The sequence below is a fragment of the Pseudidiomarina insulisalsae genome (assembly GCF_003987065.1).
In the GTDB taxonomy this organism is placed as follows: Bacteria; Pseudomonadota; Gammaproteobacteria; order Enterobacterales; family Alteromonadaceae; genus Pseudidiomarina; species Pseudidiomarina insulisalsae.
In genome coordinates this window covers 173,871-186,497 of sequence record NZ_PIPY01000004.1, presented here as the reverse complement: position 1 = coordinate 186,497, position 12,627 = coordinate 173,871, and the positions used below count along the sequence as shown (strand labels likewise).

15 protein-coding genes are annotated in these 12,627 nt (G+C 52.9%); 10 read left to right on the top strand and 5 right to left on the bottom strand.

Going from position 1 to position 12,627, the window contains the following annotated elements; all coding sequences use genetic code 11:
* Window positions 1-3 precede the first annotated feature (3 nt).
* From edd to zwf, 3 genes are read right to left on the bottom strand one after another with little or no spacing between them, the layout of a single operon-like run.
* Window positions 4-1,821 (bottom strand): phosphogluconate dehydratase, encoded by a 1,818-nt coding sequence (gene edd / locus CWI71_RS05120; protein WP_126754195.1) that lies wholly within the window; start codon window positions 1,819-1,821, stop codon window positions 4-6.
* Between the two features lie 3 nt (window positions 1,822-1,824).
* Complete coding sequence (gene pgl, locus CWI71_RS05115) at window positions 1,825-2,523, bottom strand: 6-phosphogluconolactonase (protein ID WP_126754194.1); 699 nt, start codon at window positions 2,521-2,523, stop codon at window positions 1,825-1,827.
* 51 nt (window positions 2,524-2,574) lie between these two features.
* Entirely contained in the window at window positions 2,575-4,062 is a 1,488-nt protein-coding gene (zwf, locus tag CWI71_RS05110) for a glucose-6-phosphate dehydrogenase (protein ID WP_126754193.1), read from the bottom strand.
* 153 nt (window positions 4,063-4,215) lie between these two features.
* On the opposite strand from zwf, the gene CWI71_RS05105 reads away from it, so the two are divergent.
* Window positions 4,216-4,539: a hypothetical protein gene (locus tag CWI71_RS05105; protein WP_126754192.1), complete on the top strand. Its 324-nt coding sequence runs from the start codon at window positions 4,216-4,218 to the stop codon at window positions 4,537-4,539.
* Window positions 4,540-4,625: 86 nt separating this feature from the next.
* Window positions 4,626-4,874, top strand: a complete 249-nt coding sequence (locus CWI71_RS05100) for a YkoF family thiamine/hydroxymethylpyrimidine-binding protein (RefSeq protein WP_126754191.1) — start codon at window positions 4,626-4,628, stop codon at window positions 4,872-4,874.
* Here the strand turns inward: CWI71_RS05100 and CWI71_RS05095 are convergent.
* Entirely contained in the window at window positions 4,871-5,863 is a 993-nt protein-coding gene (locus CWI71_RS05095; protein WP_126754190.1) for an AraC family transcriptional regulator, read from the bottom strand. The genes CWI71_RS05100 and CWI71_RS05095 overlap by 4 nt on opposite strands.
* Window positions 5,864-5,964: 101 nt before the next feature.
* Here CWI71_RS05095 and CWI71_RS05090 point away from each other — a divergent pair, with 101 nt between their 5' ends.
* The 8 genes from CWI71_RS05090 (at window position 5,965) to CWI71_RS05055 (ending at window position 12,316) form a co-directional block, all read left to right on the top strand.
* A complete protein-coding gene (locus CWI71_RS05090; RefSeq protein WP_126754189.1) occupies window positions 5,965-7,278 on the top strand; it encodes a flavin-containing monooxygenase in 1,314 nt (437 codons plus the stop codon).
* Complete coding sequence (locus tag CWI71_RS05085; protein ID WP_126754188.1) at window positions 7,278-8,180, top strand: bile acid:sodium symporter family protein; 903 nt, start codon at window positions 7,278-7,280, stop codon at window positions 8,178-8,180. The genes CWI71_RS05090 and CWI71_RS05085 overlap by 1 nt, the downstream gene beginning before the upstream one ends.
* Window positions 8,177-9,142: an SDR family oxidoreductase gene (locus tag CWI71_RS05080; protein ID WP_126754187.1), complete on the top strand. Its 966-nt coding sequence runs from the start codon at window positions 8,177-8,179 to the stop codon at window positions 9,140-9,142. Before CWI71_RS05085 ends, CWI71_RS05080 begins: the two co-directional genes overlap by 4 nt.
* Window positions 9,139-9,900, top strand: coding sequence for an SDR family NAD(P)-dependent oxidoreductase (locus CWI71_RS05075; protein WP_126754186.1), 762 nt, complete (start codon window positions 9,139-9,141; stop codon window positions 9,898-9,900). The genes CWI71_RS05080 and CWI71_RS05075 overlap by 4 nt, the downstream gene beginning before the upstream one ends.
* 77 nt (window positions 9,901-9,977) lie before the next feature.
* Window positions 9,978-10,952, top strand: coding sequence for a CsgG/HfaB family protein (locus CWI71_RS05070; RefSeq protein WP_241967628.1), 975 nt, complete (start codon window positions 9,978-9,980; stop codon window positions 10,950-10,952).
* A complete protein-coding gene (locus tag CWI71_RS05065; RefSeq protein WP_126754185.1) occupies window positions 10,949-11,254 on the top strand; it encodes a hypothetical protein in 306 nt (101 codons plus the stop codon). The genes CWI71_RS05070 and CWI71_RS05065 overlap by 4 nt, the downstream gene beginning before the upstream one ends.
* 1 nt (window position 11,255) lies before the next feature.
* Window positions 11,256-11,627, top strand: a complete 372-nt coding sequence (locus tag CWI71_RS05060; protein ID WP_157981063.1) for a DUF4810 domain-containing protein — start codon at window positions 11,256-11,258, stop codon at window positions 11,625-11,627.
* On the top strand, window positions 11,627-12,316 hold the full coding sequence (locus tag CWI71_RS05055; RefSeq protein WP_126754183.1) for a DUF799 domain-containing protein: 690 nt from the start codon (window positions 11,627-11,629) through the stop codon (window positions 12,314-12,316). Before CWI71_RS05060 ends, CWI71_RS05055 begins: the two co-directional genes overlap by 1 nt.
* A gap of 38 nt (window positions 12,317-12,354) precedes the next feature.
* On the opposite strand, the gene CWI71_RS05050 is transcribed toward CWI71_RS05055, so the two are convergent.
* On the bottom strand, window positions 12,355-12,624 hold the full coding sequence (locus tag CWI71_RS05050; RefSeq protein ID WP_126754182.1) for a hypothetical protein: 270 nt from the start codon (window positions 12,622-12,624) through the stop codon (window positions 12,355-12,357).
* Window positions 12,625-12,627 lie beyond the last annotated feature (3 nt).

Genomic DNA, 12,627 nt, shown 5'->3' with positions numbered 1-12,627 from the left:
CGGCTATTGGTCCGTAAATAAAACACAGGCGCCCTCTTCAGCACCACTAAAATTCGCGCGAAAAGCGCCAAACATCTCACGCCCCATGCCCTGATGGCTGTCACTTAAATCGAACGTTGCTTGTGGCCGCTGCGCCAATTCATCACTCTCAACCAGCACGTCGAGCGTGCCGCCAAGTGCATCGAGCCGCACCAGATCACCATCCTGAATTTTGCCGATCAGGCCTCCGGCAACTGCTTCAGGCGTGACGTGAATCGCTGCAGGCACGTCGCCTGAGGCACCCGACATTCTGCCATCGGTCACCAGTGCTACCTTATAGCCGCGTTTTTGCAGCACGCTTAACGGCGGTGTTAATTTATGTAATTCAGGCATACCTATCGCTTTCGGACCCTGAAAACGTACGACCACTACACAATCACGATCAAGCTCTCCGGCTTCAAAGCGCTGGTGCAATTCATGCTGGCTGGTCAGAACAACAGCTGGTGCCGTAATGATTTCCCGGTCTTCGGGTATCGCGGACGTTTTCATTACCGCGCGACCGAGATTTCCTTTTAATACAGTTAAGCCGCCATGGTCGGAAAATGGCTTTTGTGCACTTCGTAACACACTGGTATCAAGCGATTCTGTCGGTCCCTCACGCCAGACAACTTTACCCTCCTCCAATTCCGGCTTTTGCGTATAACGATGTAATCCCGGCCCAGCAACTGTTTTCACATCTTCGTGCAGCAAGCCAGCGTCAAGCAAGGTCCGGATCAGGAAGGCCATGCCTCCGGCACGCTGAAAAGCGTTGATATCGGCTTCACCATTGGGATAAAGACGTGTCACCAACGGCGTCGCGCTGGAAAGCTCCGCAAAATCATCCCAGTTCACACGATAACCGGCGGCGCGCGCTACAGCGACAAGGTGCATGGTGTGATTGGTTGAGCCTGCGGTGGCAAGCAAACCCACCAGACCGTTGACGATGCTTTTGGCGGTAACGATGTCACTGATGGGCGTGTAATCAGTGCCTAAATCAGTAATGCGCGTGACCTGCTGCGCCGCCACACGTGTCAACTCTTCGCGCAACCCGCTACCCGGGTTTACAAAAGAAGAACCTGGCAACTGCAGACCCATCATTTCAATCACCAGCTGGTTTGAATTCGCGGTCCCGTAAAAGGTGCAGGTGCCGGGGCTATGATACGAAGCAGCCTCCGCTTCAAGCAGATCGTCCTTACTTACTTTGCCTTCGGCGTAAAGCTCACGTACCCGCGCTTTTTCTTTATTACTGATACCCGAAGGCATGGGACCTGCCGGTACAAACACAAAAGGTAAATGGCCAAAGCGCAACGCCGCCAATAACAATCCGGGTACAATTTTGTCGCAGATACCCAGCATCAAGCCACCGTCAAACATGTTATGCGATAAACTTACCGCGGTGGCCATGGCAATCACGTCACGACTAATGAGACTGAGTTCCATCCCTGGTTGTCCTTGGGTAACTCCGTCACACATGGCTGGTACGCCGCCTGCGACCTGCGCCACACTACCCACCTCACGAATGGCCTGCTTAAGCTTTTGCGGGTAATCATGGTACGGCTGATGCGCTGAGAGCATGTCGTTGTAGGCGGTGACAATACCAATATTGGCTTTGATCAAACTGCGCAATTCACCTTTTTCGCCCTTGCCGCACGCCGCAAAACCATGTGCCAGATTTCCGCATGACAAAGCACCGCGATGCGGTCCGCGGCGACGCGCGGCTGCCATTTGTTCAAGATAATGCAGCCGGTCTGCTGCGCTGCGTTCTTCAATGCGCTGAGTGACTCGTTCAATGACAGGATGCATAACTTACTCCTCTGGCGTGGCCAGCATGACTTCAACAGGCACTTCCTGTTGTTGTAAAAAGCGACTGACCGGCAGCCCGGCGGCTGGCACAACGGCTTGTTCAAGGACTTTCTGCTTGGCCGTACCTGACAACTGAAAGAAAATAATACGGCTGTGCATCAGGCGCGAACGGGTTAAGGTGACCCGCTGATAAGGCGCTGCTCGCGGCGTTATCGCCGCCACCGGATCGCTGGTATTCAGCGCATGCTCAAGCTCTGCTTCGGGGCTATCGGGAAATAGCGACGCCGTATGACCATCTTCACCCATACCCAGTAAAACGACATCAAAACATGGAATTACCGCAACACGTTGATTGAGCTCATCGAGAGCTTCATGCGCATCATCGGCGTCAGTCAGCAGACTGATAAAATTGGCTGCGGCAGCCTGATGCTGTAACAGGTGCTGACGCACCAGGCGCTCGTTACTATTCGCGTCATTAGCAGATAACCACCGCTCATCGGCCAGTAAAATGGTGATCTGCGGCCAGGGCAGTACCTGTTTACTCAAACGCTCGAACAAGGCCACCGGCGTACGGCCGCCTGAGACCACCAGATAAGCGTGCTCCCGCTCTGTCACCGCTTGTTCCAGCAATTGGCAAATGCGACGTGAAAACTCATCGACAAGATCACTGTCGTGTTTGAACTTGTGAATCGATAATGACATCAGTTATCTCTTCCCCCGACGCTGCTTCGCTATGTATGTGTTATCTCAATCTCAGTCTTCGTCATCCCATTCGCGACCATCCTGGGCCATCAGCGTCACCGCGGCCGTAGGACCCCAGGTTCCCGCCTGGTAGGTTTTCGGCCCCTCTGGTAGTTGTTGCCAGGCGGCACGGATACCGTCGATCCAGCGCCAGGCGTGTTCCACTTCTTCACGGGCGACGAACAGGTACTGATTCCCCTGCATTGCTTCTAATAGTAGACGCTCATAGGCATCCGCAATACGTTTATTTTCAAAGGTTTCATAAAAACTTAAATCTAAAGTGGTGGGCTTTAGCTGCATTTGCTTGCCCAGACCAGGTACCTTATTCATCATCTGAATCTCGACGCCCTCGTCAGGCTGCAAACGGATGATTAAGCGATTGGGTGGCAACTGGCTCTGGGTTTCATAAAAAATATTATGGGGCTGGCGCTTGAAGGTAATAACAACCTCAGTACGCTTGTGCGGCATACGCTTACCGGTGCGTAAATAAAACGGCACACCGGACCAGCGCCAGTTATCGATATGGGTTTTCAGCGCAACAAAGGTTTCAGTGGTACTGTCCGTGGCCGCACCCTCTTCCTCGAGATAACCCGGCACCTTATGATCGCCAACAAACCCTGCGGTGTATTGGCCCCGTACTGTGTCATCGTGAACATTGTCGCGATCAATAGGCCGTAACGAGCGTAATACTTTAAGTTTCTCTTCACGGATACTTTCAGTGTCTAACCGCGTCGGCGGCTCCATGGCTATCAGCGAAAGTACCTGCAACAAATGGTTTTGCACCATGTCCCGTAGCTGTCCGGCGTCATCGTAATAGCTCCAGCGCCCTTCTACACCCACCTGCTCGGCAGCGGTGATCTGAATATGATCAATGGTGCTGTGACTCCACTGGTCAGAAAAAATAGAGTTGGCAAAACGCAGTGCTAATAGGTTTAGTACAGTCTCTTTGCCTAAATAATGATCGATACGGTAGACCTGCGACTCGTGAAAGTACTCCGCTACCTGGCGGTTAATTTTTTGCGACGACGCTAAATCCTGCCCCAAGGGCTTTTCCAGCACAACCCGGGTGGGCTCTCGTGTCAGCCCCACACTGTGAAGCCCCTTACAGAGAGTCGCAAACAAATGTGGGGGCGTGGCAAAATAGCAAATCGGCGTACGCTCATGCTCACTGGCGCCGCTGGTGTCCACCCACTCTGTTAACGCTTCATATTGGTCTAGATCGGAAAGTTCGATTTCACAGTAGGAAAGCTTTTTTTCAAAGCGCTGCCAGACGCTCTCATCCAAAGTTTCGCGGGTCAGTAACTGGCGCAAATCTTCGCCGACCTTCGCCCGATATTCAGCAAGCGACAATGACTCCCGGGCAACGCCGATAATGCGCGTGTCACTATGCAACAAGCCCGCTTTTTCCAACTGATAAAGAGCAGGTAGTAGTTTGCGCCGTGCCAGATCACCGCAACTGCCAAACAGTATCAAATCACAACACGCTGCTGAGGATGCCATTTGCTCACCTTTTTAGAACCGTTTCTTGGACAATAGCCTTTTAAACAACTAATTTAAATGCTAGCAAGGGTTTAGCAAAACCAGCAAACTCAGTTTTGCAGCTTTGAACTATCGTAACAGCTTTTATTAAACGAACCAGACAAAGGAATGGATATGAAACAACTCAGTATTGCTCTGCTCACGTGTCTCGCTTTACTCGCCTGCAGTGATGCCAGCCAAAGCGCATCAGACGGCGAAAATTACCTGACCGACTTTGCCCAGTTTGAAACGGATCTTAAGCAGATGGCGGGTCAGGAAACTATCTGTGTTTCAGAGGTGATCGCGGTCTTTGATAAATACGAGCATCTGGCGCCGGAAAATCAGCCCGAATTTGCCACTATGTTCAGCGCGGAAGAGCAACAACGCTATAATGAGATTGAGCAGCAAATATCCACTTCGTTAAAGATCATCAATAAAGACATGGATCGCGACTGCTGAGCACTTTATGATTGCGGTCGCATCTGAAGCTTGGGGCGCGATGGCCAAACATGGCGCCTGTTCAGCATTAAAAGGAGTACGCAAACATGAAACTAACCGTAGAAATCAGCAAATATCCGTTGGCCGACAATTACATTGATCCCATCAAAGAGTTTATCGACCAACTTAATAGTTACGACAACGTGCACGTTATTACTAACTCGCTCAGTACGCAGGTATTTGGCGACTACGACGACGTCATGGCAGCCATTCAGGGTTGCATTAAATGGTCTTTTGAAAAGTACGGCAAAGTCGTTTTTGTCTGTAAATTCCTGCACGGCGATCTACGCTCCTAAAACACAGAACGCCGCCGATACGCAGAAAAGCTCTGTCCGGTCCAGCGACGAAAGGCCTTGGCAAAGGCCTGCTCGTCACTGTAGCCAAGAAACTCCGCCAGCCTTGCCTGCGTGACTGACTCAGAACTCTGCAATTGCTCGAAGGCGTGTTGCTTTTTCATTTGCTGAGAAATGACATGAAAGCTCGTGCCTTCAGCAGCGAGACGTCGCGATAATGTTCGCTCGGTGATGGCCAGACTGGCGGCAAGCTGGGCGCGGCTTAACCACGGCTGACGTTGCAGCAATGCCTCTACCCTTGCCGCAAATGACTGCGGATGTAATTGCGCGAGTTGCTGCTGCGCCAGTTGTAGCATCTGGCTCTGTAGCTGCGGGTTTACCTCGCGCTGACGAAAATGCCAGTCCTGCGCGCTGAACGTGATGGCATTCTCGTCTTGGTCAAACGTAAGAGCAGCATGTTGAAACGCCTGTTGATAGAGCGCATCGGGTGCTTGCTGCGAGTGTTTAAACGTAACGCGCAGCGGCGCCAGCGGCTTGCCTGCCACCCAATTAGCGCCGGTGGCGATACTGGCAAAGATCGCTTCAATGCGTAGCGCTACCGCCACATCGAACTGGTCGTTGTAGATAATTTTATAGCCATCGGACGTGGCTTCGGTGGTGAAGGTTCCTCCCTCGCCGATGAGCGCTGAGTAATTCACCAGGCTTTCGGTCGCTACCCCAAGCGACGGCGAGCTGAGTAACAAAAAGCCAATCGTATCAAAATGTTGGGGCTGTAATGCCAGACCAATACGCAGCCCTAATTCCGGGCAATTCTGTTTTTCCAGGCTTTGCCATAACGCGTCCTGAAGCGCCAGCGGCAGTCGTGCGTGCCCTCGGTGCTCGGCAACTTGCTGTTTGAGCCCAGCGTCGATGCTTACCCCCAGATGCTCAAGCTGTTGCATGATCGCCTGGGTAAAACTTTGCGTGACACTGGGTTTTAGAGTGGTTGTCATCTTGAGTGACCCGAATTAACCAGTTAATTGTCCTATCTTAGCCATGGTTTGATCTAAATCAATTGTTATTATCAGAACATTGCATTCATCGAGAGACTGATATGAACCCATGTGTCGTCATTGGTGCCGGGCCGATGGGTCTGTGTACGGTGCGTCGCCTGCTGGAGCAGGGCCTGAACGTAATTGGTCTGGAAGCCCACGGTGACGTGGGTGGTCTTTGGGATATCGACAGCCCCACCAGCACCATGTACGAATCAGCGCATCTGATTTCATCAAAGCGAATGACTGAGTTTGCCGACTTTCCTATGGCGGATGAGGTCGCCACCTATCCGCGCCATGACGAGTTAAAGCGCTACTTTCAGAACTACGCCAAGCATTTTGATCTAAAGCGCCATTATCGTTTCAACAGTTATGTAGAGCGTATTGAACCAGCTTCGGACTCATCCTCTGAATCAGGCTGGCTGGTACGCTATCGCACCGCGTCAGGTACGACAGAAGAGTTACACGCCAGCGCTGTACTGCTCGCCAACGGTACGCTGCATCATCCCAATCGCGCCACGTTTCGCGGTACGTTTCAGGGCGAGATGTTGCACAGCTGTGACTATCGCAGCGCTGATATTTTTGCCGACAAACGCGTTCTCATTGTCGGCTGCGGGAACAGCGGCTGTGACATTGCGGTCGACGCGGTGCATCGCGCCAAAAGCGTCGATATGGCCGTGCGCCGTGGCTACTACTTCCTGCCCAAGTTCATTGGCGGGCGTGCCACCGACACCCTGGGCGGCAAAATTAAACTGCCCTTACGCATTAAGCAATTTGTGGATGGGCTACTGGTGCGTCTTATCTCGGGTAAGCCAAGCAGTTACGGTCTGCCGGACCCGGACTATCGCATGTACGAGTCGCACCCGGTCATTAACTCCCTGTTCCTGCATCACATCGGACATGGCGACATTAAGGTGCGACCGGCCATTGATAGCTTAAACGAACACGGTGCGACCTTTGTCGACGGTACCAGCGCCAGTTACGACATGATTTTGCAGGCAACCGGCTACAAACTGCACTACCCTTTTATAGATAAAGCACATTTGAACTGGAATGGGCATGCGCCACAGCTGTACCTGAATATTTTCAGCCCCTCACAGCCCACGCTGTTTGTCATGGGAATGGTTGAGGCTGCCGGTTTAGGCTGGCAGGGCCGTGATGATCAGGCACAACTGGTCGCTAAGGTCATACGCCAGCAACAGGACAACCCAAACGCGGCGCGAAGATTCCAGGCCAAAGTAGCACAACAGGCGGGCCAGCGCCTTGACGGTGGCATGGATTATCTGGAACTGGAACGCATGGCTTATTACGTACACAAAGATACCTACCTCAAGGCTCTGGCAAAAGAAATGCAGCAACTCGGGCGAGGCTCTTAATGTCGGCGACCGCGTTGCTTATCTTAAACAGCATTCTGGCGTTTATGATGTTTGGCATCGCGCTGAGCCTCACCGCAGCTGACTTCAAACGGGTACTGACCCAGCCAAAAGCGCCGCTGATTGGCCTGGCCGCGCAGTTCGTGCTGCTGCCATTTTTTACCTTTATTGCGATTACGCTCATCCCCATGCCCGCCGAAGTCGCGCTGGGTCTGCTTTTAGTCAGTTGCTGCCCCGGTGGTAGTTTCTCAAATATTATGACCTTTCTGGGCAATGGTAACGCTGCGATGTCGGTGAGTATGACCGGCATTGCGAGCTTAATGGCAACCCTGCTCACGCCGTTTAACTTTATGTTTTACGCCAGCTTAAATCCGCATACCGACGCGCTTTTGCAACAAATTTCTGTCTCGGCGACTGATATGCTGACCATTGTGCTACTGGTACTGGCGCTACCGCTAATACTGGGGCTTATCTGCGCACAAAAGTTTCCGCGCTTTGCCCGGCATAGTGAAGACTTTTTCCGGCTGGTTTCGCTGCTGGCACTGATAGGCTTTGTCGTGATTGCTCTGGCCCTGAACTGGCAAGCTTTTATTGCCGGCGCTAGCGTCTTTTTACTGGCCGTTATTGTGCACAACACCCTGGCATTAGGTTTGGGCTGGGGCGCGGCGCGATTGCTGGGCGTCGCCCGACCTGAGCGCCGTGCCATTACGCTGGAAGTCGGACTGCAAAACTCAGGGCTGGGACTGGGAATTATCTTTACCTATTTCTCTGAGCAGATGGCCATGGCAGTCATTGCCGCTGCCTGGGGGATCTGGCACTTAATCTCCGGTCTTGGCCTGGCGCTCTACTGGCAGTGGCGTGACCGGCGCGCAGCAATCACCTCAGCCTTAGGAGACCTGTCGTGACCATTTTAATTACTGGCAGTGAAGGCTATCTGGGCCAGGCGCTGGTTCGTAAGCTAACCGTAGAGCACGACGTGATTGGCATTGATATCCGCCGCGCTGCCACGCAGCAGCAGGGCTATAAGTTTTATGAAATGGATATCCGCGACCCTGCCCTCGCTGCGTTATTGCAGCAACACCGGGTGAGCCATGTCGTGCACCTTGCCAGTGTCTTGCAAGCCAGCAGCGACCGTGAGCGCGATTTCGACATTGACGTGAATGGTACCCGCAACGTATTGCAGGCCTGTCTGCACGCCGGTGTGCAACACCTGACCGTGACCAGTAGCGGCGCCGCCTACGGGTATCATGCCGACAACCCTGAGTGGCTGCGCGAAACCGACACCTTACGAGGCAACAAGGCGTTTGCGTATAGCTACCATAAACGCAAGGTCGAGGAGTTGTTGGCAGAGTACCGCGCGTATCATCCTCAACTGCAGCAATTAGTTCTGCGCCCCGGTACCATCTTAGGCGCCCATACCGACAACCAAATCACCGACCTTTTTAAGCGCAAACGCCTGCTGGCAATTAAAGGCGCGCCCTCGCCCTTTGTCTTTATTTGGGACCAGGATGTAATTGATATTATTTATCGTGGCGTTACCCACAGTAAGATCGGTATGTTTAATCTGGCGGGTGACGGCGCCATGCCAATTGCTGACATCGCGCAACGCCTGAATAAGCCGTTGCTGGTGCTATCGGCATGGTTGCTACGCTGGGCACTACGGGTCGGCCACCGCTTAGGTCTCACCCAGTACAGCGCCGAGCAGCTCGACTTTTTGCGCTATCGCCCGGTACTTGATAATACCGCCCTTAAGCTTGAATTCGGTTACCTGCCCGCAAAAACCAGTCGCGAGGTGTTCGAGTTTTACCTGCAGCATCATCCCGAGGTGGTGCGCGCGGCAAAACAAGCCAAAGAGGCCTCGACATGAAGCCCACCGCCCTTATTACCGGCGCTGCGTCAGGGCTGGGTCTGGAGCTTGCCCGGGCGCTTAGTGAAACGCATCAGCTGATACTTCTTGATCGTGACGGCGCGGCGCTGAAAGAGTGCAGCAGTGGCTTCGCTGATGTGCAAATTTATTGCCTGGATGTGACCGATACAGCAGCGTTGATGGCCTGCATAGAAGAGCTGAATCAGCTGCCAGCGCTTCACCTGCTATTTAATAATGCCGGCATTACGCACCGCTCTGCCGCCGCCGAGACCCATCCCGATGTGCTACGTAAAGTTATGGAGGTCGACTACCTTGCGCCAGTGCAACTGACGCAAGCCTTGCTGCCCCTGCTCCAACGCAGCAACGGCAAAATCATCACCATTGGCTCCATGGCGGGCTGGATGCCCGTTGCCGAGCGCGCCGGTTACTGTGCCGCCAAAGCCGCCCTGCATCAGTACTTTGAAACACTGCGCGCGGAAATGTTAGAGGACGTCAGCCTGCTCATGGTTTATCCGAGCTTTCTTGCCACCACTATCGAACAAAACGCCCTGAACGGTAAGGGTGGCTTGGCCCAGCACCCACGCAGCACCATTGGCAACGTGCACACCGCGCAATGGATGACCCAGCGGATACTGCGTGCCATTAAGCGCGACCAGCAGCGCCTGTTTCCCGACCGCTTCACCTACCTTGCCAGCTTGCTTTACCGGGTTGCTCCGCGCACTTATCTGCGGTTGATGCGACGCAAAATAGGCCATTGAAAATAAAAGAAAAATAAATATTAATTCTTTATCAACATTTAGATAAACTTACGCAGTTCAAACTACAAGGAACTGCAATGAAACTAATAATGAAGTTAAGCGCCACAGCAGCGGCGCTTGTTCTTGCTGGTTGTGCCAGTCAGTCGCCACAACCGCAAACGCAAACCGCTCCGGTTAACAAAGCCGAGCAGCTACAGGCACAGCAAACCATGCTGGAAAGCCAGCCGGTCACACTCGGGTTAAAACGCAAGCTCGCCGTCGGCCGTCTCAGTAACGAAACCAACTACGGTCGTAGCCTGCTACGCGAAGCCGTACAAGGCATTCACGATCAGAAAATCTCTGACATGTTTACCCAGGCGGTGGCCAATACCCAGCACTTTATGATTTTTGAGCGGCCAGATATGAACGCCATTCTTGCCGAGCAACAGCTGACTCAACAAACCAATGATTTGGTCGGCGTCGATACCCTGGTTATCGGTTCACTGACTGAATTTGGACGCGCGACCACGGGTGAGCGAGGATTTCTCTCGAGTAGCGCCAAACAAGAAGCGACAGCCACCGTTGATTTGCGTCTGGTCGATACGCGCACCGGGCAAGTTATCGCTTCGTTTTCCGGCACTGGCAGCTCGTCGTTAGAACAGTCTCGCACCATGGGCTTTGGTTCAGTCGCAGGCTATGACGGCAGTTTGAATGATCGTGCCATTGGTGCCGCCGTGAACGCTGCCGTCGAAAAGATGACGCAGGCATTGCTTGAGCGTCCGTGGAGTGCTGACGTTCTGGCCTTTGAAAATAACCTGGTCTACATAAGTGGCGGCGAAGCTCAGGGAGTAAAACCGGGCATGCGTTTTAACGTGATGACCAAGGGCCAGCGTGTGAAGTCATCTACCACCGGCGCGACCATTACCCTACCCGGTGAAAAAGTTGCAGAGATACGCGTGCAAAGTTTGTTTGGCACCACCGAGACCGATCAAGGTGCCGCCGCAACCGTCACCTCTGGCTCATTAACTGGCTACGAATTGGCCGCTTTGGAAGTTGTTGAGGTAACTGAATGAACAAGCTAATTATTTCGGCAGTAATGGCGCTGACGCTGATTGCCTGCGCGAAACAGCCAACCCGCATGACCGAAGTGGTCAATGACGCACCTACCGCAAACTTTAAAGTTGCAAATAGCGCTGGACTGGAACTCTGGGTCGACGGAGTTTCTTTCGGTGCGCTTGAGCAATACAGCTACCCGGAGCGGGCTGTTGAACTGGTGCCAGGCGAGCATTTAATTGAAGTACGCCGCAATGGCCAGGTCATCTACTCGCAACGCATCTATTTTAGCGAAGCCACACACCGTACGCTGGAGATTTAAAATGGAATTTAGAAAGTTAACCGTCGCGCTCAGCTTGCTGGTGCTGTCAGGCTGCGCCACTAACAATCACCTTTACCAGTGGGGCAACTACGAAGAAACGTTGTTTACGTATTTTCATGAGCCTGAAGTAAAAGAAGAGATGCTGGGCTATTACTTTGAGTTTGTCAATGAAGCTCAAGGTAAGAAAAAACCTCTGGCACCCGGTTTGTTTGCTGAGGCCGGCACCTTCATGTTGGAGCGCGGCGATGTGACCGCAGCACTCCGTTTTTATGAACTGGAATATGCCACCTGGCCCGAGAGTCGTATTCTGATGGGAACTTTAATCACCAACATTAAAGCACGCCAGACACAGGTCGTTGGAGGTGCTGAATAATGAAAAAGCTATGTTTTGTTTTCTTCATCAGCCTTATCGTCAGTGCGTGTGCCAGCAAACCGGACACCAGCTATCTGGAGCCGCTGCATCAGGCCCGGTTAAAATCGATGCTGATCGTGCCGGTAAAAAATGAAGTGATTGACGTACAGGCACCTACTTCAGTGTTGGCCACCCTGCCCTTCGCGCTGGCAGAAAAAGGCTATTACACCTTTCCGGTGAACACCGTAAAAACCCTGCTTGAAAGCGAAGGCTATTACGAGCCGGCAGAAGTTCATGCCGCGCCCGCCGAGAATCTGGCAGCACTTTTCGGTGCCGACAGTATTTTGTACGTGACCATTCACGAGTGGACGTCGGAGTATATTTTACTGGCTACCACCACGCGGGTTGACTTTGAGTATCGTATTGTCAACGCTCAGGGCCAACAGCTGTGGCAAGCCCGTAAACAACTGGCCTACTCACCGCAACAGCAAAACAGCACCGGCCACCCGCTTGCTGATCTAATCGCCATGGCAATTACTGCAGCGGTCGAACGCTTGGCACCTAATTACCTGCCGCTGACGCGCACCGCCAATGGCCAGGTTTTTAACGGCATCGGCACTGCTTTACCGCCAGGCCCTTACAGCCCGACCTATCAGGCTTACTACCAAAAAGTGGCGCAAGACGCCGCTAAAGAAGTACAACCCGAGTAAGTCTCAGACGTACCTCAAGCCAACGTGCTTGAGGTACGCTATCTTGCTTCTAACGCCATCATGACCGCATCGACCTGCTGCGGCTCAACCAGCTCCTCAAAGCTGTCTTTTAACGCCTGTGCAATCGCCTCACGTCTGGTGTGGCCCTCAAGCACATAGTTCACCGCTGCATCGGCGATGCGCGCGTACTCTTCATAGCACTCGTTTTCACCACAACAGGTATTCATCGGGTCAACGTCAAACATCGCGCGGTTAAAACGCTCAAACATATTATCGAGTTGCTCGTCGGTGTACTTAATATCGCTCATAGG